At 62.0% G+C, this 20,858-nt stretch carries 16 protein-coding genes and 2 tRNA genes; 9 read left to right on the top strand and 9 right to left on the bottom strand.

Annotated elements, in window-relative coordinates:
- Nucleotide 1 precedes the first annotated feature (1 nt).
- A complete protein-coding gene (locus FGU65_RS06480; RefSeq protein WP_301663610.1) occupies nt 2–1,246 on the top strand; it encodes a Coenzyme F420 hydrogenase/dehydrogenase, beta subunit C-terminal domain in 1,245 nt (414 codons plus the stop codon).
- A 125-nt stretch (nt 1,247–1,371) separates the two neighbouring features.
- Here the strand turns inward: FGU65_RS06480 and FGU65_RS06475 are convergent, their stop codons facing one another.
- Nucleotides 1,372–3,084, bottom strand: a complete 1,713-nt coding sequence (locus FGU65_RS06475; RefSeq protein ID WP_301663609.1) for a bifunctional metallophosphatase/5'-nucleotidase — start codon at nt 3,082–3,084, stop codon at nt 1,372–1,374.
- Between the two features lie 205 nt (nt 3,085–3,289).
- Here FGU65_RS06475 and FGU65_RS06470 point away from each other — a divergent pair, with 205 nt between their 5' ends.
- Entirely contained in the window at nt 3,290–4,150 is an 861-nt protein-coding gene (locus FGU65_RS06470) for an MBL fold metallo-hydrolase (protein ID WP_301663608.1), read from the top strand.
- A gap of 549 nt (nt 4,151–4,699) precedes the next feature.
- Here FGU65_RS06470 and FGU65_RS06465 read toward each other — a convergent pair.
- The 5 genes from FGU65_RS06465 to hypD all read right to left on the bottom strand — a co-directional run bounded on the left by FGU65_RS06465 (nt 4,700) and on the right by hypD (nt 9,586).
- Nucleotides 4,700–6,394, bottom strand: a complete 1,695-nt coding sequence (locus FGU65_RS06465; RefSeq protein ID WP_301663607.1) for a hypothetical protein — start codon at nt 6,392–6,394, stop codon at nt 4,700–4,702.
- 280 nt (nt 6,395–6,674) lie between these two features.
- Nucleotides 6,675–7,598, bottom strand: a complete 924-nt coding sequence (locus tag FGU65_RS06460) for a polyphosphate kinase 2 family protein (RefSeq protein ID WP_301663606.1) — start codon at nt 7,596–7,598, stop codon at nt 6,675–6,677.
- Between the two features lie 153 nt (nt 7,599–7,751).
- Nucleotides 7,752–8,216 (bottom strand): ester cyclase, encoded by a 465-nt coding sequence (locus FGU65_RS06455; RefSeq protein WP_301663605.1) that lies wholly within the window; start codon nt 8,214–8,216, stop codon nt 7,752–7,754.
- A gap of 214 nt (nt 8,217–8,430) precedes the next feature.
- Nucleotides 8,431–8,502: transfer RNA gene (locus tag FGU65_RS06450), tRNA-Arg, on the bottom strand.
- A gap of 52 nt (nt 8,503–8,554) precedes the next feature.
- The gene (hypD, locus tag FGU65_RS06445; protein WP_301663604.1) at nt 8,555–9,586 is read right to left on the bottom strand and encodes a hydrogenase formation protein HypD; all 1,032 of its coding nucleotides are present in this window, start codon (nt 9,584–9,586) and stop codon (nt 8,555–8,557) included.
- Nucleotides 9,587–9,633: 47 nt separating this feature from the next.
- Here hypD and FGU65_RS06440 point away from each other — a divergent pair, with 47 nt between their 5' ends.
- Nucleotides 9,634–10,752: a mechanosensitive ion channel family protein gene (locus FGU65_RS06440; RefSeq protein ID WP_301663603.1), complete on the top strand. Its 1,119-nt coding sequence runs from the start codon at nt 9,634–9,636 to the stop codon at nt 10,750–10,752.
- Here FGU65_RS06440 and FGU65_RS06435 read toward each other — a convergent pair.
- Nucleotides 10,732–11,667, bottom strand: a complete 936-nt coding sequence (locus FGU65_RS06435; protein WP_301663602.1) for a radical SAM protein — start codon at nt 11,665–11,667, stop codon at nt 10,732–10,734. The two genes, FGU65_RS06440 and FGU65_RS06435, sit on opposite strands and share 21 nt — an antisense overlap.
- Nucleotides 11,668–11,766: 99 nt before the next feature.
- On the opposite strand from FGU65_RS06435, the gene FGU65_RS06430 reads away from it, so the two are divergent.
- A complete protein-coding gene (locus FGU65_RS06430) occupies nt 11,767–12,618 on the top strand; it encodes a 4Fe-4S binding protein (RefSeq protein WP_301663601.1) in 852 nt (283 codons plus the stop codon).
- Here FGU65_RS06430 and FGU65_RS06425 read toward each other — a convergent pair.
- Nucleotides 12,612–13,790: a hypothetical protein gene (locus FGU65_RS06425; protein ID WP_301663600.1), complete on the bottom strand. Its 1,179-nt coding sequence runs from the start codon at nt 13,788–13,790 to the stop codon at nt 12,612–12,614. The two genes, FGU65_RS06430 and FGU65_RS06425, sit on opposite strands and share 7 nt — an antisense overlap.
- Before the next feature lie 310 nt (nt 13,791–14,100).
- Here FGU65_RS06425 and ercA point away from each other — a divergent pair, with 310 nt between their 5' ends.
- The 4 genes from ercA (at nt 14,101) to FGU65_RS06405 (ending at nt 17,296) form a co-directional block, all read left to right on the top strand.
- Nucleotides 14,101–15,267, top strand: a complete 1,167-nt coding sequence (gene ercA / locus FGU65_RS06420; RefSeq protein ID WP_301663599.1) for an alcohol dehydrogenase-like regulatory protein ErcA — start codon at nt 14,101–14,103, stop codon at nt 15,265–15,267.
- Entirely contained in the window at nt 15,251–16,342 is a 1,092-nt protein-coding gene (locus FGU65_RS06415; protein ID WP_301663598.1) for a PAS domain S-box protein, read from the top strand. The genes ercA and FGU65_RS06415 overlap by 17 nt, the downstream gene beginning before the upstream one ends.
- Nucleotides 16,343–16,400: 58 nt before the next feature.
- Nucleotides 16,401–17,114, top strand: coding sequence for a sugar phosphate isomerase/epimerase family protein (locus FGU65_RS06410; protein WP_301663597.1), 714 nt, complete (start codon nt 16,401–16,403; stop codon nt 17,112–17,114).
- Between the two features lie 109 nt (nt 17,115–17,223).
- A tRNA-Thr gene (locus FGU65_RS06405) sits at nt 17,224–17,296 on the top strand.
- Between the two features lie 339 nt (nt 17,297–17,635).
- Here FGU65_RS06405 and FGU65_RS06400 read toward each other — a convergent pair.
- On the bottom strand, nt 17,636–17,827 hold the full coding sequence (locus tag FGU65_RS06400) for a hypothetical protein (protein WP_301663596.1): 192 nt from the start codon (nt 17,825–17,827) through the stop codon (nt 17,636–17,638).
- Between the two features lie 853 nt (nt 17,828–18,680).
- Between FGU65_RS06400 and FGU65_RS06395 the strand changes: the two genes are divergently transcribed.
- Nucleotides 18,681–20,600 carry a PAS domain S-box protein gene (locus FGU65_RS06395; RefSeq protein WP_301663595.1) on the top strand — a complete coding sequence of 640 codons (1,920 nt, stop codon included), beginning with the start codon at nt 18,681–18,683 and terminating at the stop codon, nt 20,598–20,600.
- Nucleotides 20,601–20,858: the final 258 nt, after the last annotated feature.

The following is a 20,858-nucleotide window of genomic DNA, read 5'->3' as shown; positions in this document are numbered from 1 at the left end:
CATGGTAGCAAAAGGAGACATGGTCTACGCATGGGCGGCCGACGCAGCCGTTCAGGAGAAGGGCGAGTGCGGAGGAGCGGTCAGCGCCCTCCTGAAGTACGCCCTCGAGAGCGGCAAGGTCGACGCCGTGCTGGCGGTGAAGAAGGGAGCTGACCTCTACGATGCTATCCCCACCGTTATCACCGACCCGGCGGAGATCGCAGAGACGTCCGGATCGCTCCACTGCGGTACGATCCTGATGCCGAAGCTCATCAAGAAGTACCTGAATGGCGCAAAGGACATGAAGATCGCCGTCCCGGTGAAGGGCTGCGACGCGATGGGTTTCTACGAGCTCGCGAAGCGCAACCAGATCAACCTGGACAACATCATCATGATCGGCCTCAACTGCGGTGGCTCCGTCAGCCCCGTCTCGGCCCGCAAGATGATCGCCGAGAAGTTCGGTGTCAACCCCGACGACGTCGTCAAGGAGGAGATCGACAAAGGCCAGTTCATCATCGTCACCAAAGACGGTGAGCACAAGGGCATCTCGATCGACGAACTCGAAGAGGAAGGCTACGGCCGCCGCGCCAACTGCCGCCGCTGCAAGATGAAGATCCCCCGCCAGGCAGACCTCGCCTGCGGAAACTGGGGTGTCATCGGCGACAAAGCCGGCAAGGCAACCTTCGTCGAAGTCTGCTCCGAGAAGGGTGCCGACCTCGTGAACGGTGCCGCACAGGCGGGCGCTCTCGCGACCGAGGCCCCGAACCCCAAGGGCATCGAGATCCGCGGCAAGGTCGAGAACGCCATGTTCAAACTCGCCGACAAGTGGCGGGCGAAGGACTTCGGCGAGCTCGGCGAGGGCAAGGAGCGCCTCAAAACGATCATGGAGGAGACGAGCCGCTGCGTCAAGTGCTACCAGTGCATCGACCAGTGCCCGATCTGCTACTGTGAAGAGTGCAGCACCAAGAAGCCGCACCTGGTCGCGCCCGGGAAGCTGCCGGTCGACTTCATGTTCCACCTGATCCGGTTCGCCCACGTCTCCGACTCCTGTATCAACTGCGGTCAGTGCGAGGAGAACTGCGCGATGGACATCCCGAACGCGCTCTTCATGCACGCCCTGCAGGTCGACCTCGAGGAGATGTTCGGCCAGAAGCCCGGTGTGGACATGACCCTGCCCATCCTGGCACTTGTCGATGAGAAGACCGAGAGGAAGCGCCTGAACGATACCGGCGACGACCAGATCTTCAACATCTTCATCAACAAATAATCTTTTTCGAAAAACCGCACGATCTTGAGGTATCCATGGAAAACCGCCTGAAGGGGCGGAAACCTCAGTGCCAGGCAGAACCGGAAAGCCTCGGAAACTTCACCGGTCTGCCGGCCGGTTTTTTGTTATGCCCGGACCGTAATCCGGTTGTCGATGCCGACGGTGACGGGCTCTGGGAGCGACTCGATATAGGATATCAGGCAATCGATGTCCGCCGGGCCGCATGTCCGGTTGGTTCCTTCGGTAAAGACGGAGTAGCCGTCGCCGCCCGACGCAAGGTATTCATCGACTGCCGTGCGGTACAGCCTCTCGTCTTCGAGCGGGGAGTCGCCGACCGCCGCCTCCACGATGCGGCTACCTGCCGGCTGCTCCGGGTCGAAGGTGTACGAGAGCCCCGAGACGGCAAGGTTGTAGGGGGGCGGCGGGGTCTGCCACTGCTCTTCAAGCGCCTCCCGTATCTGGCCGCCGGTCAGCGTTATGGAGAAGACGGTATCGTCGAACGGCTGCACCGCGTAGAGGTCGCCCCAGGTGACGTTCCCGGCTGCTATATCGGCACGCAGGGATCCGGCGGTGACGAACGCCACATCCGCCGCCAGTGCGGCGCGCTGGCCGTCGGCAACGAGGTCGCCGAGCGTGGATTCACCGGCAGGGTTCTGCGCCCTCGTGATGTCGGCCGCCGCCGTCGTAACGATCCGCTCGGTCATCGGTGCGACGGTACGCTCCGCGTCTGCAAGGATCAGGGCGGCCGCCGGATCCGGCGTTGTTCCCAGGGGTCTGTCGGCGTAGGCCGGCACGATCCGGGCGGTCTTCTCGATGATATCTCCGGTCTCCGGGTCGATGACGATCTCGACCTCGGCAAACGCCACGCTGTAGCTGTACGCCTGCGTGACCAGCACCGGCTCGCCGCCCGCGTTCTTCAGGTATGCATTGGTGAACGCATGGGTGTGCCCGGAGAGGACGACGTCGACGTCCGGGTCAAGATTGGCGACGATGCCGGTCACCCGCCCGGTCACGTTCCCTCCCTCGCGTGTCGCACCTTCATAGGCCTCCTGTTCCCCTCCCTCGTGCAGGAGCACCACGATCGCGTGCACGCCCCGTTCCTGGATCTCGGGGACGTAGCGGTTGATCGAGTCGCTCTCATTCAGGAATGAGACGCCCTCGATCATCGCCGGCATCACGATTTCGCTCGTCAGCATGGTGTCCGCACCGATGAAGGCTATCTCGACTCCGCCCACCTCGGCGATGGTATACGGCTCGACGATCGGGGTGCCGTTCGCGGTCCAGACGACGTTCGAGCAGACATAGGTAGCCCGGGAGCCGGGGAACGGGTCGACGAGATGGGGGATGGTCGTCGTTCCGTCTCCGCCGTCCAGCTTCCGCAGCAGTTCGGGGACGCCTTCGTCGAACTCGTGGTTGCCGAGCGTCGCGACGACCGTGCACTCCTGCCTGCTCTCGGCAAAGGTGTTGAAGAAGAGGATAGTCGGTTCGTCGAGGAGGAGACCGGATTCAGGCGGCGAGACCCCGACGACGTCTCCGGGCAGGGCGAGAACCGTGCCGGCTCGATCGCCGGTTGCCATGGAAGATTTCAGATACGAGCCGAGAACGGGAGCACTCCCGACCGGCTCCTTGTCCAGGGTCTTTCCGGGAGGGATCTGGCCGTGGAAGTCGTTGACGGCGAGGATCCGTATCTGAATAGGGCTGCCTGCCGCGTCCGGCGTGACGTCTCTAACGGGGACAGTGGCGGAGAGGATTACCGGGAGCAGGATGAGTGAGAGAAGAATACAGAACCCGGCAAGTATCCCGGGGATCGGAACGGCCTGGGGCGGGGCGGAAGCCATATTACAGACTGCGCTCCGTCCGCTGAAAAATCTTTCAGAATTGTCTTTTGCAGAAGGCGGCAGGACAGCGGCTTTGGCTTCGGGAGCCCGAGCCCTGCGGCGATCGGCGGTGCGCCTGCAGCATTAAGCCCTCACACGAGAAACCTCTTCACCGACAGACCGGCGGCGACCGATCTCCACCCGCCGCTCCCGGACGTGAAACGCCATGCAGGTGACCGACCATATCCATCTCCTCAAGATTCCCTTCCGGCTCTCCGCCGGTCCCGGGATCACCGTCGAACGATTCGTCAACTGTTTCCTGATCTACGGCAGCGAGATCTGCCTCGTCGACGCCGGCGTCGCCGGAGCGGAAGAGGCGGTCTTCTCGTATCTCCACAGGACCGGACGAAAGCCCGACGAGATCGGAGCGCTCGTCCTGACGCATGCGCACCCCGATCATCTCGGTGCTGCGACGACCATCCAGGAGGCGACCGGGTGCACCGTCATCGCCCATCTCGCCGAACGGGCGTGGATCGAGGACGTCGACCTGCAGGCACGCGAACGCCCGGTGCCGGACTTCCACACACTTGTCGCGGGATCGGTCGCGGTCGACCGCTTCGTAGAGGGCGGCGACACCGTCCACATCGACGGCGGCCTTGACCTGGCCGTTCTCCACACACCCGGCCACTCGCCGGGATCGATCTCCCTTCACCTTCCGGCGGACGGTGCGCTCATCACCGGCGACGCCGTCCCGCTGCCCCGGGATCTTCCCGTCTACGACGATGCCGCGGCATCGGTGCGGTCTATCAGGAGTCTCATGGAAGTCCCGGACGTCACACATCTCCTCGCCTCCTGGGACGATCCGCGTTCGGGCGGCGAGGTATCTCAGACGCTTGCGGATGGGCTTCTGGTCATCCGGCGATTCCACGAGGCGGTCCTGCGGGCGGGCGCCGGGGAGGAGACCTGCCGGCGGGTGATCGAGGACCTCGGACTGCCGGCGTTCGTCCTGCCGGTCGTTGTACGGACCTGCCGGGCGCACCTTGCCGTCGGCGACTCTGCCGATATCATCTGTGAGAACAGCAGGTGAGCCCTGCACGGAAGAGCGCTCCGGTATTCCGGCGATTGGAGGCGGTTAATCGCCGCAAGGGGCGGGTTTTTCCCTTCCCGTGCAGCGATCACGCGATCGACCAGCCGCCGCTCCGGTTCAGTTGCGTATCAATCCCTGTAATTCGGGTTGAATCCGGGGAAAAAACGATCCTCACAGAAGCCCGCAGACGGCCGATCCCGATGCGGGGCATGGAATCCGTCCTCCCGAAATTACTTTCGCTCATATGACCGATATAGGCCTACGATTCTGCTGTTTTTCAGGAATCGGGACGACCTGCGCCGCTTTATCCCTCTGCCGGACTACGCCTTCTGAAAACCGCGTTAAAGTCGAAAATGACGCGAATTTGCCCTCAGTTCAGGGCGGATAATGGGTGGTTCCCTCTCCCCCGCAATGCGATAGCCTGAAATCGGTCTGCGAGCGGATCTCCGGAGAGTTGCCACATGCACCGTCCGTATGCATGCGATCGGGAAAACCATATCTCCGGGCAGGACGCGGACGGCTAAAAAATGGATGCGGAGAGAGCCGCTATCAGACGTAGTCCCAGCCACCGTAGGTGTCGTCCCAGACGACATCCTGGTCGCGTATGTAGCCGGTGAACTGGTGATGGGTATAGTCGTTCGTTGCCTCCCGGTTGTTGTAGACGTCCATGATGATGTCGCTCGAATCGACGGCGTAGCCGGTGTCCGTATAGCCTCCCGCCGTGTCCGTCGGATAGTATCCGGTATTGACGTATCCGGTCTCCGTCTCCGTGGTCTCCTGTCCGGAAGAGATCGAATACCATCCTCCCGAGGCCTGATCGTAGTAGTACCAGTCCTTGCTGGTCGCATCGTACGCGTAGTTGTTTCCGGAACTCTGGTCATAGTAGTAGGTGGTCATGGTGTCGTAGTCATACTGGAACCAGAGCCCCGTCGTCTCGTCGTACTGGTACTCGCTGCCGGTATCGTCGGTTGAGGGCGCTTCCGTCCCGACGGTGGTGCCTTCATAGATCTCTTCGGTCGGGGTGGGAGTGACCCAGTAGTCGCCGGAGTCGTCGGTCGTCGAACCCCAGTAATCGCTGGAATCATCGGTCGTCGAACCCCAGTAATCATCGGTATCGTACCCGTAGCTCGCCTGCGGCGAGGCGTTCGCCGCCATCAACGGCATCGGGGCAAGTGCGGAGGCCGGGGGCGTATCGTTCCGTTCCGCACGCTCGGGAATGGTATAGAGGACGATATCCGACGTATTGTCGTGCCAGTGCTCCCAGACAACGTACTGCCCGGATATATCCGGCCACCACTCAAGGTCGGTGTCGTTCGTCAGCCGTCGCGCATTGCCGGTGCTGATGGTATAGAGCACGATATTGAACGTTCCGTTCCGCTCCTCGACCCAGACGATCCGGTCGCCGTCTATCGCCGGAAGCGTGTGGTTCCCGCTGCCTGTCGTGACCTCCGTCTCGTTCCCGGTAGCGAGATCGAGCAGACGGATCTGTGCGGTGCCGGTTCGCCGGTCTTCCCAGACGACCCGGGAACCGGAGACGTCCGGGCACCACTGGTCGGCCGTGCTATTCGTCGCGGGCGCCGCTCTGCCGGCACTGAGAGAGGCGAGCAGGATATCGTTCGACCCGGTGACGTTGTCCTCCCATGCGAGCAGGCTCCCGGATATAGCAGGGAACGTCTCCCATGCGGTGTCGTTCGTCAGGCGGGAGACGTTTCCGTCGGCGAAGGAGTACAGGAAGAGATCCGGCTGTCCGGTGCGCCAGTCAAGCCAGACGATGTACTCGTCCGAGATCGCCGGCTGCTCCTGCCAGGCGGGATCGGCAGTGATGGGCATCTCGGTTCCGTTCTCGTATAGGTAGATGTCATACGAGTCGTTGCGGTAGTCCTGCCAGACGACCCTTCCTCTGCTGGTATCGGGGAAGAGCGGGTACACCGCAGCAGTCGAGACCTCCTGCTCCTCTCCGCTCTCGATATCGTAGCGGTATACCGAGCCGTTTTCGGTTCCAAGGTCGATCCAGGCGATGTAGCCGTCCGAGATTGCAGGGAAGAGCTGCGCTGCTCTGCCCGGACTCACCGGAACGGCAACGCCGGGCGCGGCCGGCGGAGGCTGCACCCCGGCACTCCCTGTCTGATTGGTCGTCTGGAGGCTTTCATTCGTTGTGGCATTCTCGTCCCCAACGACTATTCCCGACACTACCGGGACGAGAACGAGCAGAACGCACAGGCCAATAAAGAGAGATCGTTTCATTGCTATCCCCCCTTGAGGGGTTCCCTGAGTGCCCTGCACAGTATATCAATATACGCATCGCCGGAGCTTCGGAGTATCGTGTGCAGGAGTGTTGGAGGTTTTCCGGACGCACCATCTCTGTACTGTACAGGGGCATTCCGGGGGTGAATGCCGATCAATTTCCTCAAGAGGGGTTAAGGATGCTTTTCCTGCCGGAGCGTTCCCGGAGAACCTCGCAGCAGGCCAATGGTGAGGGTTTCGAACAGAACCGTGTCCCGTCACCCTCATCAAAACGAAGAACTCACTCCTCGTTTTCCAGGATCCTGCGTGCCGTCCGGATCTCGTCCATCTGTTGCGGCGAAACCTCCGGGTAGCTCAGCCCGAGAGACCGGATTTGGGTTGAGATCAGGTCGGCGACCAGCGTTCTGGCCGCCCATTTGTAATCGGCCGGGATGACGTACCAGGGGGCATGGTCGGTGCTGGTCTTCTCCAGCATCGTCTCGTAGACCTCCCGATAGTCGTTCCAGTACCGGCGTTCGGCAAGGTCTGTGAGGGAGAACTTCCAGTACTTCTCCTCGTTCTCCAGCCGGGCCATCAGTCTTTCTTTCTGCTCCTCCTTTGAGATATGCAGGAAGAACTTCAGGACCTTCGTCCCGTTCTCCGTCAGGTACCGTTCGAAGGCGTTGATCTCCCGGTAGCGCCGCTTCCAGAACTCCTCGTCCCGCGTCCCGGGTGGGAGCCGCTGCTTCTCCAGGAGCTCCGGGTGCACCCGGACGACGAGCACCTCCTCGTAGTACGACCGGTTGAAGACCCCGATCTCCCCTTTTGCAGGGAGTTTCAGGACGTGACGCCAGAGGAAGTCGTGATCCAGTTCCTCCTCGGTGGGAACGCCGAAGGAGGAGACCCTGCAGCCCTGCGGGTTCATCCCGGTGATCACGTGCCTGATGATTCCGTCTTTCCCCGAGGTGTCCATCCCCTGCAGGATGATCAGCACCGCGTGCGTGTTATTCGCCCAGAGGAGTTCCTGGGACTCGGCGAGCGCCTGACGGTTTGCCTCGAGGATCTCCGCTGCCCGCTCTTTCACCGCTGCTTTTCCTGCGTTCTTCAGCTCCTCGCTCTGCGCCCAGCCGGTGCCGAAATTCTTCAGCGAAACACTTTTTCCGGGGACCACGCGCAGCCGTTTCAGATACTCTTCCCTGATGATACCCTCACCTCCTCTTTTCATCCCCGCACGCCGGCGGATCGTGCCGTTCTGCCGTTCCCCGTGCACAGAGAGGCGTACCTACATCAGACGGGGGCTTTTTGAGAGAAAAAAGGATCGATGCAGCTTTCGCTCCGGCGGGAGACTCCGGCAATGCGCTTCGAACGGGCGCGGCAGTTACCGTTCCGGTGTGACGGCTTCCGGAAATATCCTCCTTCCCGTTTCCGTATATTCGATAACGCCCAGTTGCCTGAGAAACTCCAGGTCTTCATCGACCTCCCTCCCCTCTGCAAGTCTGCCGTTTTCCAGGCGCCAGATGAAGACCATCCGCATGGTTACCTTCCTGCCGGTCGGGGGCAGGGGAACGCCGGAAAGACTCCATTCCCCGGTATGGGTTCCCGTGGCGGTAACCCGGACCCAGACCGTATCCCCTTCGGCAATGATGTCTTCGATCCGTTCGTGCCAGTCGGGAAAACCTTCGAACGCGAGCGTGAAGAGTTGTCTGAAGTTCTCCCGGCCCTGCTGCCGGTGGGTGTGGTCGACGTAGTCCGGCGCCACGAGGTCATCGAATACATCCAGGTTCCGTGTGTTGTAGGCTTCGATAAACCGACGGACAATCGCCTTACTCTCTTCCGGTGACATGGAACATCACAGCTCCGTGAGGTTCCGTTTCCTATTTAGCAGTTGTTGTCGTCGTGCGTGGGCGGGAGGATGAGCAAAACGCCGTCGATTGGAATCAAGTGGGGGCCCGACACTGCGCGATGTGGAGAAGGCCGTAGGGAGATGCAGCGCTACGGTTCGATGCGGCAGACTCTCGAAAATTGTCTGAAAAAAGGCGTTCGCACAAAACAGAATACGCCCCGGCCGGGATTTGAACCCGGGTCAAAAGCTCCGGAGGCTTCTAGGATATCCACTACCCTACCGGGACTGCCATATTATTTTGCATCGACTGGTATATAAGGCAGACGGATAGGGGCGGCTCATCCCCGCCGTGCCTCGTAGAGATGCCATATCTTGCACGCACCCTCGTGGCTCACCATGCAGGGACCTACCGGGTTGCGCGGCGTGCAGGCCTTTCCGAAGAGTTTGCAATCCGAGGGGCGGGCAATCCCGCGGAGCACCTTATCGCAGATGCACGCGGAATGCTTCTCGACGTGCCGGACCTCGATACCGAACTTCTTCTGCGCATCGTACTGCTCGAACTCGGGCTTCAGGCGCAGCCCCGACTGCGGGATGACCGGAAACCCGCGCCACTCGACGTCGGCCGGCTCGAAGACGTCGTACATCAGGTTCTGCGCCTTTTCGTTCCCCTCGCGGCAGACCGCCCGCGGGTAGGCGTTGTCGATGCGGGCTGCCCCCTCGCGGATCTGCTGCGCGATCATCACGAGCCCGAGGAGGATGTCGTCCGGCTCGAACCCGGCGACCACCTGCGGCACAGGGAATCGCTCGTACTCGTGGTAGCCCATCACCGTGCAGACGTGGCCAGGGAGCATGAACCCGTGCAGCTGCGCCTCGCCCTGCGCGAGCAGCCACTCCATTGCGGGAGGGACGAGCCGGTGGCAGGAGAGGATCGAGAAGTTCTCCGGCGGCTTTGTGAGTATCGTCGCCGCGACGGTCGGAGCGGTCGTCTCGAACCCGACCGAGATGAAGACAACCTCCTTCTCGGGTTCGCGGCGGGCGATCTCGGCGGCCTTATGGACGCCCTGCACGACCCGGACGTCGCCGCCCGACGACTCAAGCGATCCCTTTGTCCCCGGGACGCGGAGGAGGTCGCCGTAGGTCGCGATGACGCAGTCTTTTCGGGCAAGATCGAGCGCGGCGTCGATCTCGCCCTGCGGCGTGATGCAGACCGGGCAGCCCGGCCCCATCACGATCTTCAGGCGCTCGGGGAGGACGCTCCGGATGCCCGACCGGGCGATGGCAGCCTCGTGCGTTCCGCAGATGTGCATAATGCAGATGTCGCGGTCGACAAGGGAGTGGAGAGTATCGAGAATATCCTTCGGAGCCGGCATGTAAATCTCCTATTTATATCCGGCTGAAAACACATAATAGTACGCGTATGGACGGGCTCATCTACGGCATTGCCATCATCGTCGCCGGCATCGCGGGCGCATTCGTTGCTCACGAGATCTTCCGGTGGCTGCAGAGGAGGGCGGACCTCACCGAATCGAAGATAGACGACATCCTCCTCCTCTCGCTCGACCGGCCGGTCTCCATCGGGATCGTGCTCGGGTCGGTCTGGGTTGCGGTCAACACCTACATCAGCCCGGCGGATCTCCTCGGGGACTACGCGTGGCTGCTCTCCAGCCAGTACTTCACCGCCGGCGTCATCCTGATCGGCGCCTGGGTCGTCTCGACCTTCAGCTACAGTTTCATCAACCTCTACGGGCGCTGGATGGCCTCGAAGACCGAGACCGACATGGACGACCGGATCATCGAACTCCTGGAGGTTGCGGCGAAGTACATCGTCTGGTTCATCGCCTTCCTCATGGTGCTCAACACCCTCGAGATCGACATCACTCCCCTGATCGCGGGCGCCGGGATCGCCGGTCTCGCGGTCGCCCTGGCAGCGCAGGATATCGTATCGAACTTCTTCGGCGGTGCGCTCATCCTGGTGGACAAACCCTTCCGGGTCGGCGACCGGATCAAGATCGACGGCTACCTCGGCGACGTGGTCAGCATCGGGCCGCGGAGCACCCGGATAAAGACGCTCGATTATCAGCTGGTGACCCTCCCGAACTCGAAGATATCGGGCAGTGCCATCACCAACTATGCAATGCCCGATGTGAAACTCAAGATCAAGATCCCGGTCTCGGTCGCCTACGGCAGCGACGTTGCACGGGTCAAGGAGATCCTCCGCGAGATCGGCGGCGAGGCCGCGAGCCGGTCAGAGTACGTCCTCGACGATCCGGCGCCCTCGGTCTACTTCCTCGAGTTCGGGGCGTCGAGCCTCAACTTCATGCTGGTTCTCTGGGCGCGGGCGTTCCATATGGCCTGGGACGTGCAGGACTTCGTGAACACCCGGATCGACGAGTGCTTCTCCGCAGAAGGTATCGAGATCCCGTTCCCCCAGATGGACCTGCACCTGCGGGATCTGCCCGTCCCGCCCGGGAAGGCCGGCGCGGAGGTTCTGCCCGTCACGGACAGCTCCATGCCGTCATTTCAGGCGGAAAAATAGTCCCCGCTCTTCGGATACCGCCTCAATATCTCCTTTTTCGAGCAGGACTTCAAGGTACTTGTTTATCTCGTTTCGGTGGAGCGAGAAAATTTTGCAGAGATCCTCGGTGGTGCACGGCCGTCGGGCAAGGGTAGCGGTGATCGCGTCGAGGATATCTGCTCTGAAAGTAGGGCTTGCCTCCCGGCAGGTGCACGGCCCGATCACCTCGACCCTTTTATCGCCCAGGTACTCGGCGATCCGCTCGAGCGCTGCTGCAGAGGCGGGCGTCACCCAGATCTCGGTTCCGGGACGGTCGAGGGTGTTCACCTGCACGCGGTCAGGGTCAATCGCCCTGATGGCGTCGCGGAGCCGGGCAAGTTCCTCGTCCGTGTCGTTCAGCCCCGGGACAATGAAGATCTCGAGCCAGATCTCGCCGGAAAATTCGCGGGAGAACGCGATCAGGCCGTCAAGGACGGCATCAGCCGTCAGTCCGGGGCACGGCCGGTTCAGTGCGGCGAAGACCGATTCGGAGACCGCGTCGAGGGAGGGGACGACGAGGTCCGCGCTCGCAAGGTCGCGTCGGACCTCCGGGTCGGCGAAGAGGGCGCCGTTCGTGAGCACCGCCGCCCGGTAGCCGGGATAGTGCTCCTTGAGATGCCCGATGATCGCTCCGATCCCGGAATGCAGCGTAGGCTCCCCCGACCCTGCGAAGGTGATGTAATCGAGCTGTGGCCGCCGCCGCAGGTAGTCGTCGAGTTCCCGGATGACGTCGGCCGTCGGGACATACTCGCGCCGCTCACAGGTCCGGTTGGTCGTCCTGCCGCACTCGCAGTAGATGCAGTCGTACGGGCAGGTCTTCTGGGGAATGAGATCGATGCCGAGAGAGACACCGAGCCGGCGGGAGGGGACAGGACCGAAAAGATGCAGATATTTCATCGAAATTTCGTCTCACTGTTGATCTCTCTGATGTTGCATCGGCACCTATATAGTCGTGTGTGTGGAAACAACGAGGAGTCAAACCGCAGGAGGTTGGGTTTGAGCACGGCAGAAGGAACAGGAGATGCAGGGACGATCGCAGTCGTCAGCGCGAAAGGGGGAGCCGGCAGGACGACGCTGGCGGCGGCACTCGCGCGAGCCGCCCCATCACCGATGGTCATGGCGGACTGCAGCCTTGAGGTGCCTGATCTCGCCCTCATCTTTCCGACCGAGGTGCTCGCGAGAAGACCCCTCGAGAGTATACCCTGCGCCGTCATCGACCCGACCGTCTGCGTCGAGTGCCTCTCGTGCATGGAGAACTGCCGGTTCGGCGCGATAGCCTACCGCGAAGGCCGGTTCGTCGTCGACCCGGCCGCCTGCACAGGCTGCGGCCTCTGCCTGCGAGTCTGTCCGGTCTCCGCGACCGGGATGGCGCCGCGAACCGTCGGCGATCTCTGCCTTTCCCGCACACCGCATGGGCTGCTCTCGCATGCCCGGCTCAGGCCGGGGTTCTGCACATCGGGGACGCTGGTTGCGGCGGTCCGGGGTCAGGCACGCGCTGCGGCGGAGGCTGCCCGGATACTCCTCATCGATGCCCCGGCGGGGACCGGGGAGGCGTTCGCCGCCGCCGTCGCGGGTGCGGAGATTCTCCTGGTGGTGGCAGAGCCGGACCGCACCGCCGTCCGTGACCTTGCACGGATGCACGCCGCCTGCGCCGGGCATCCCGGCCGGGTGCTCGTCGTCATCAACCGATCGACGCTGAACCCGGAGACGGCAGAGGAGGTGCGCACCTTCTGCCGGAAGGAAGGCCTCCCGCTCGCCGGTGAGATACCGTTCGACGAAGAGATCTACCGCGGGCGGATCCCTGCAGAGGCCGCACGGAAGGTCTGGGAGCGGCTCGGCGGCTATTGATCCTTGATCCCGATCGCCCGCATGCAGTAGTTGTCGACCGACCGGAAGACGGCCTGGCGCGAACCGGCGATTGTGCCGGAGCAGTCGGCGATGACGAACTCCAGAAGATCGGCGTAGTACCGCAGAGAAGGATACCTCCGTTTCATATCCTCCAGGCAGAGGACTGCCTGGTTCTGCCGTCCCCGCAGGTGGGCGTGCGCAACATCGATCACCGCAAGGGCGTGTCCGGCCATCCCCTTCTCCACGGCAAGGCGCCGGAACTCGTTGAACTCAGCGTCGCCTGAGAGGTAGAACGCCGTCCGGATGCCGTAGTAGATGGGTTCAAGGTCATCCGGAAACTTTTCCCGCATCGCCCGGACGAGCCCGAGTGCGTCGGAGAGTTCCGCCTGCTCAAACCGCATCCGGTAGGCCTCGCGGAAGAAGAGCATATCGTCGGGGAAGCGCACCAGCGCAACCTGGAGCATCTTGGCCAGCACCACGTCGTTTCCGTCCGCCTTGGCCTTGGCAAATCCGGTCTGCAGGTACCAGCGGCTCTCCGGAAACCACTCCGTCGCAGAGAAGATCATCATCCAGAACGGCTCATCGAGCCAGGTGTCGCTCTTGATCTCTCCCTTCACAAGGCGGTGGAGGGGAGGTTTCCACTGGCCGAGCTCCTCCAGATGCTGCCGTGCACGCTTGAGGTAGTTCCAGCGCTCGCTGCTGGAGAAACCCGGCTCCTGCGATCCATCCTTATAGAGGGCGTAGAAGCAGTAGGCGTACCAGCAGCCGACGGCGGCGTCGTGCTTCCAGTAGGGCTTGAGGAAGACGCTCGCATCCAGGTACCGGCCGATCTTCATCAGCTTGGCGGCTGCGGCGAGGTGAACACCGGCCTTCTTCTCCTTTTTGCGCTTGATCCCGCAGGCGATCTCGCAGAGGCGGGTGACGAACTTGATATCATTGGCGCGGGAGGTGACGTCGAAGACCTTGTAGGTGACGGCGTCGATGAACTCGTCGTGCGCCTGGTCCGGCACCGGGATGTTCATCTGATCGACGATGGACGTGACCTTCCCGAAAAAGACAGGATAGTTATTCTCGATATATTCGGCGTTTTTTTCGATGTATGAAAATAGTTCTGCCCGGGATCGCTCAAGTTTATTCGAGACGACGACCTCCGGTACGAACCCTTCCCGCATAGCATATACATCGGGCATCTACCAGATAAACCATGCGAAATTCGGTCTGCTGAAAAACCGCAATGCCCGGGTATTTGCTGATATGTTCCGAACCCCGGCCGGGTTTCCGGTGCCGGGGGCGCTCCGAGCGGCATGGTACCACGAAAACCCATTCCAACGGGACTATTTGAATTATACCATAAAATAAGTGCTTAATTCGTGAAATACACCATAAAGCGGCGGTGAACAGTTCGTAACGTATATATGTGCTGAACGGGATGAATTACATACCTGAGACTGTCACGACCTATCAGCTACAGCGGTTTGATCTATGCTTCCGACAGACGAACTCGAACTGAAGAAGTTCTTTGTTCCCGAGTTCATACTCGGCCGCGGCGCGCTGGAACTCGCCGGCCGGTATGCCCGCAACTTCAGCCTGCGAAAGGTGCTGCTCGTCACCGACGCCGGCGTGAAGCAGGCAGGATGGGCAGACCGCGTCTGTACCAGCCTCAATGAGGCAGACATCTCCTACGAAATCTTCGACCGCGTCTCTCCCAACCCCCGGGCAGGCGAGGTGATGGCCGGCGCGGAGGCCTACCACGCTGCGGAGTGTCAGGGGATCGTTGCCGTCGGCGGCGGCAGCCCCATCGACTGTGCTAAAGGGATCGGGATCGTCACCTCCAATCGCCGCCACATCCTGGCGTTCGAGGGGGTCGACCGGGTGCAGATGCCCGCACCCCCGCTCGTCTGCGTGCCGACAACTGCCGGAAGTTCGGCGGACGTCTCGCAGTTCGCCATCATCACGGACGAGGATGAGCGGAGGAAGATCGCGATCATCAGCAAGACGCTGGTCCCGGACATCTCCCTCCTCGACCCGCTGCCGCTCACCAGCATGGATGCGACCCTGACCGTCGACACCGGGATGGACGCCCTCTGCCACGCGGTCGAGGCCTACGTCTCGAACGCAAGCTCGCCGATCACCGACCTGCACGCGCTGGAGGCCATCCGGCTGATCGCTGCCGCCCTTCCGGAAGCAGCCCGCGCCCCCGATGACCTGCAGGCGCGTTACCTGACGATGCTCGGGAGCCTGTACGCCGGACTCGCCTTCTCGAACGCGAGCCTCGGGGCGGTGCACGCCATGGCACACAGCCTCGGCGGCCTCCTCGATCTCGCCCACGGCCGGTGCAACGCCGTCCTCCTGGAGCACGTGGCCGGCTACAACTATGCCGCGGCGCCGGACCGGTTCGATGCGATCACCCGCCTGCTCGGACAGCAGCCGGAGGAGCTGTCCGGGAACGAACGGCAGGCGGCTATCACCCGCGCCGTCGCCGGGTTCCGCCGGTCGCTCGGCATCGATGCGAGCCTCGCCGACCTCGGAGTGGAACCGGGCGACCTTCCGGCCCTTGCGGAGCGTGCACTGAGCGATCCCTGTATGGCCACCAATCCGCGGAGACCGAACCAGAAGGATATCGAGGAGATCTATGCATCGGCGTTCTGACCCGGAACAGGACTGGGATACGCTCCGCCGGCGTATCATCGGGCTTGGGGAGCGCTCGATCCATAAGAGTTACTACCCCGAGCTGCAGAGCCGCCTCGCCGAGCTCGAACGGTTCCGTGCGATCCTCGACCAGACGAACGATGCTATTTTTCTCATCGATGCATGGACGGGTCTCCTCGTCGACGCAAACGAGTCGGCCTGGGTGCAGCTCGGCTACAAGCGCGGCGACCTGATGCAGACGCCGTTCTGCAACCTGATCGCGCCGGAGAAGCGCATCTGGTTCCTGGACTTCTTCGCGGCCGGAAAGAACCCCTCACGGCGACAGCAGGCGGTGACGGCAGGCCTTCTTGCGGCGGGCGGAACCGAGGTTCCGGTGGAGGTCACCATCCGGTTCGTCACCTTCGGTGAGGAACAGTACGCCGTTGCCGTCGCCCGCGACATCACCGAGCGGATGCGTGCTGAGGAGGAGCTTCGGATTAAGGAGAGCGCCCTTGAGTCGTCGACGAACGGCATCCTGATCGCCGACGTGGAGGGCTACCCCATCTACGCGAACCCGGCCTTTCTGCAGATGTTTGCGTTCGCGTCGGTGGATGCGCTCTCAGACAGGCCGGTCGCGGAGTTCTTTGACTGCGGCAGAGCCGGCGCCAATCTCCTTGAGCGGCTGGTTGCGACGGGGTCGCTGATCGGCGAAGGGCTCGGGCGGCGGAGCGACGGCCTTCTCTTTAACATCCAGATATCGGGGAGCATCGTCAGGAACGATGCGGGAGACCCGCTCTGCATGATGTTCATCTGCATGGATATCACCGAACGGAAGGCGGCGGAGCGGATACAGCGCGAGGCGTACGAGCAGCTCCGGAGGAACATCGAACAGTTCGCGATCCTGGGCGACCATATCAGAAACCCGCTCCAGGTGATCGTCGGGCTGGCGGAGATGATCGAAGACCCTCTCACCGCCACCATCCTCTCCCAGTCCCGGCGGATCGACGGCATCATCACCGAGCTCGACCGGGGGTGGGTCGAATCCGAGAGCGTACGGCGGTACCTGAAGCGGCGCGAGCCGGTCGCGGAAGAGTAGTCGTGGACGCATCCGGCGGATCGCGAAGGTTTTTGCTGCCCGGAAGACCACTCACTGTATGTTTGGCGTCTCCACCTTCTGCCTCCACCGCCAGCCGCTGGAGGCGGCGCTGCATGCGCTTGCACCGGTGACCGACTACGTTGAGGTTATGGACGAAGGACTGCATTTCCTCGCGTCCGCCGAGCCGCTGGAGAGTTACTCCTTCTCTTATGCCATCCACGCACCCTCCCGCGGCGTCAACATCGCCAGCCTGCTCGAGCCGATCCGCCGGGCGAGCGTCGAGGTGCTCACCGAAGCGTTTGCCATCGCCGGCGAGGTCGGTGCGGACGTCGTCGTGCACCCGGGCTACTACGCCTGGCACGAGGAGCGGGAGCGTGCGGCAGAACGGTTCCGGCAGTCGCTCGACGAACTGCGGCAGGCGGCCGACGACCTCTCGGTGACCTTCACCGTCGAGAATATGGGGAACTGGGAGTACTTCTTCCTCAGGACACCGGACGAGCTCCCGCTGATCGACGGGCTCGGATTTACCCTCGACGTCGGGCACGCCCACCTCAACGGCTGCCTGCCTGAGTTTCTCGCGCACCCCGCAGCTCACTACCACCTCCACGACAACAGCGGCGTCCACGACACCCACTCCCCCGTCGGGGAGGGGACGATCGACTTTGGCGCGGTCATGGACGCGGTGTCGCGGGACAATGTCATCCCCATCGTCGAGGTGGACACCCTCGAGGGCGTCCAGGCAAGCATCGAGACGCTCCGCGAGGTCCGATGATGCGCTCTGCAGCGCGTCCCCGACCGCGCCGCCCAGGAGGAGGGCGTGCTGCCCCCGGAGAATTCCGCAACATTTTATTAGGACGAGTGTCAACCTAGTAGGTGCGCTTGCCTCAGTGGCTCAGCCGGCAGAGCGCGTCCTTGGTAAGGACGAGGTCGCGAGTTCAAATCTCGCCTGAGGCTTTCCTTCTTTTGGTTCGAATCTTTGTTTCCGAAATGAAATCTTTTACGAGCATGCTTACATGCCCTGTGTGCGAAATAGCCGGAGATCGCCGATCCGGTTCGGCAACGAGCGGTACAGCCGTGAGAGCCAGACAGCCTGCCGATGCCCGGGTGGCTCCGGCAGATCCGCGGCGGCCCGGCAGTCGCTGCAGAAGATCGCCCTGGCTCTGTGCGGTGTCCGGAAACGCCTATCGCATCGCCGGGGGCACGGGGGCGGCAGTCCCCCGCCACAGAGGCTCAGGAACAGATGACAGCGAGAATGCACACACCCAAAATCCCCATCTGAAAAAGAGTCTCTCTTCAATCTCCGTCACATCTCGTCCGGAAGATCCCGGCCTCACCCGCATAGTCGGTGCCTGCGGTGATGGTCCGGCCGTAGGTGACGTCCGTGCTCTTCGTGGTGGTGTCGCGGTCGTTCGTAATCAGCCGGGTTGTACTCCTTGCCCTTCGTCGTCGCGGCACCGTCCTCGTCGAAGTACGACCCGTCGGCATTCAGGTCGTCCATGACGATGAAGTTCTGCTCTGCAGGGTAGACGGTGCGGACGACGATGGAGATCGCGTCGAAGGTCTGCGTGGTTCAGCAATCCTTACATACCCGAAATTAGAGCAGGATCCGCTCGGATTTTGACCCTCACAGAAGCCCGCAGACGGACGATCTCGAGAGGAGCCAGGGGATACATCCTCCGAAGATTGCCCCGGCTCATATCGCCAGTATAGCCCCGCAATTCTGCGGTTTTACACCAATCGGGACAAAATACGTCGAGTATTTTCAGAGTCAAAATCCGACCTCTGACACTTCCGCTAAAATCGGAAAATAACGCTGATTTGCCCATCTTTAAGGAAGGCAGAGAGGGTGCCCCTCCTCACTCCGGCACCGGAACGCTTGTCCGCCCGGGTCGACCGGGTGACACGGTTCACCCCTCAAGGATCTTCCGGGGCGAATGCGTGCCCGCCGAAGCGGGACTCGCCTGATTGGGGTATAATGCTCCAGGAAACAACGAATACTCCTCGTGCAGGCGGTTGATAGGGTTCTGTGTCTCCGCGATATCCGGCACTGCGGACCGTGGAGACACCCGCATCTGGAAAGTCTCCCCTCCCCTGCCCCCTCATGATGAAGACACACGCATCGGTTCACCCCTCGAAGGAGGCGAAGCCGCCCCGGGAACAGGCATCGCCAGAGTATCGGTTTTATAAGCCCGATCATGGTCACTGGAGATCCGGTGCGTGCAGAACTCCGGGGAGCACTATCGCTCCAGTCCGAACGATCCTGGAACGGGCGGTTTTATGGATTCTGAATCCTGAAAGGACACGGGTATAAGGGATAAGAGGAAAATAGTATGACGCAATGGAGTCATACTGGAAAGAGTTCCTGCGGATAAAAGAGATACTGAATGCACATCCGCGGGGCATGACCGTCTCCGAACTCTCCCGGCGGCTGCAGATCACCAGAAACTCCGTGGCAAAGTACCTTGACGTGCTCCTCTCCACCGGCCAGATCGAGATGCGGAAGATAGGCCCGGCGAAGATGTATTTCATCTCCGAGCGAATCCCGCACTCATCGCTCCTGTACCTCTACTCCGACGCCATGCTGGTTCTGGACGACGAAGGCCGCACCGTCTTTGCAAACGACTCGTTTCTGAAACTTGCTGCCGCGTCCCTGGAAGAGATCCATGGAAAGGAGATTCTGAAACTGGATAGCTTCCCGGCAGACGACCCGCAGATCGTCGCCGCTCTGAAAAGCCCCCTCACAAAACCACTGACCATGCCAAACCTTGTCTCCGTAAGCGGAGAGAATGGAACGGCATACCTGCGCGTGAAACTCTTCCCCACCGTCCTTGAAGGGGGAGTCCCGGGAACCAGCATCGTCTTCGAGGATGTCACCGACCAGATGCGCGTCCACCTGGAGCTCGGTGTCGAGCGCGCCCGGCTGAAGGCGATCATCGACAGCGCTCCGGAGGCGATTGTGGTGACCGACGCGGAGGGCAGCATCCGGATGCTGAATCCCGCGGCGGAGAGTCTCTGCGCTGCATCAGCGTTCTGCCAGCCCTGCGGCAGAATGTGCGATCCGCATGACCTGCCCCTCATCCGGTCGGCACGGCACGGTGAGACCGTCCGCGGCGTACACCTCGCAACCATCAGTCCGGAAGGTGAACAGCGGGAGCTCCTTGCCAATACCGCGCCGATCGCCGGCGATAACGGCAGGGTGTTCGGTGCTGTCGGCATCTTCCAGGAGATCACCGAGCAGAAGCGCATCGAAGCGGCGCTCAGGGAGAGCCAGGAGCGCTACCGGTCGCTGGTCGAGAACTCGCCCGCCATGATCGCGGTCCACGACGGGGAGCGATATCTCTTCATAAATCCGGCAGGATTGCAGCTGCTCGGGGCACAAGAGCCCGGAGACGTCGTCGGAAAGCCGGTCACAGACTTTCTGCACCCCGACTCGCACGACCTGGTTCAGGTGCGGTTCGAGCAGCTGCGCACGAGGGCGGCCGCCATACCGCCGGTTGAGGTGAGACTGCTCCGCCTGGACGGCAGCGCGGTCACCGTCGAGTCTTCGGGGCATACGCTTGTGTACAAGGGGAGAAGCCTGATGCAGGTCGTCGCACGCGACATCACCAAACGAAAACAGATGGAAGAGGCCGCGCGTGCAAGCGATGCGCGGATGCGGGCGCTCCTGAACGCACCGCCGGACTCCGCACTGCTCATCGACCGCGAGGGAACCATCCTCGCCCTGAACGAGGTTGCGGCGACGAGGCTTGGCGGGAGTGCCGACGATCTTGTCGGCAGACAGCTCAACACGCTGCTGCCGCAGGATATTGCTGCAGCACGGCGGGGGTTGAGTGAAAACGTCTTTGCATCCGGAAAACCGCTCCGCTTCTCCGACGAGCGGGACGGGATGGTCTTTGAAACCACCTTCTTTCCGGTCAGGGACGCGCAGGGAGACGTCCGGCAGATCGCGGTATTCGCCCGGGACGTTACGGTGCAACGGCAGCTTGAGACGACCCGGAGAGAGGCATGCGACCGGATCCAGCAGGCCGTCGACTCGCTCACCATCCAGAGCGACAACGTCCGCCAGCCCCTTCAGGTGATCCTCGCACTGGCCGATCTCATGAACGACGAAGAGACCGCCGGGAGGATCCGACAGGAGATCCGGCGGATCAACGCATACATCACGGAGGTAGACCGGGGAAGAGAGGAGTTCTGCGAGATCCGCGAAGCCCTCCGCAGGCTCGGGGTGGCTCAGAACGCGGACTGCACGGAAGAATGAGTGGCATTGCCACGCAGTAGTGCACATCAGCACCGAGGTGCACGAGTGCGTTGCCACAATTCATCACATTTCAGGGCAATATAGAAGCGAAGGGGAATTCTCAGAGTCGGATCTGTGCACCGCAAACTCTGTTGCCCGACAAATCTCACTGCATTTCCAGGCGCTTATTCCAAAGAGCGTAGGCTCTCTCCAGATTATACGGCATGCGGATGAGCCTGGATATACAGCATCCGTGCTGTTTGTCACAATTTCCCCAGT

Origin of the sequence: Methanoculleus frigidifontis, from assembly GCF_030464345.1 — an archaeon.
Lineage (GTDB): Archaea > Halobacteriota > Methanomicrobia > Methanomicrobiales > Methanoculleaceae > Methanoculleus_A > Methanoculleus_A frigidifontis.
The sequence above is the reverse complement of the archived record's forward strand: the minus strand, read 5'-3'. Positions and strand labels throughout refer to the sequence as shown.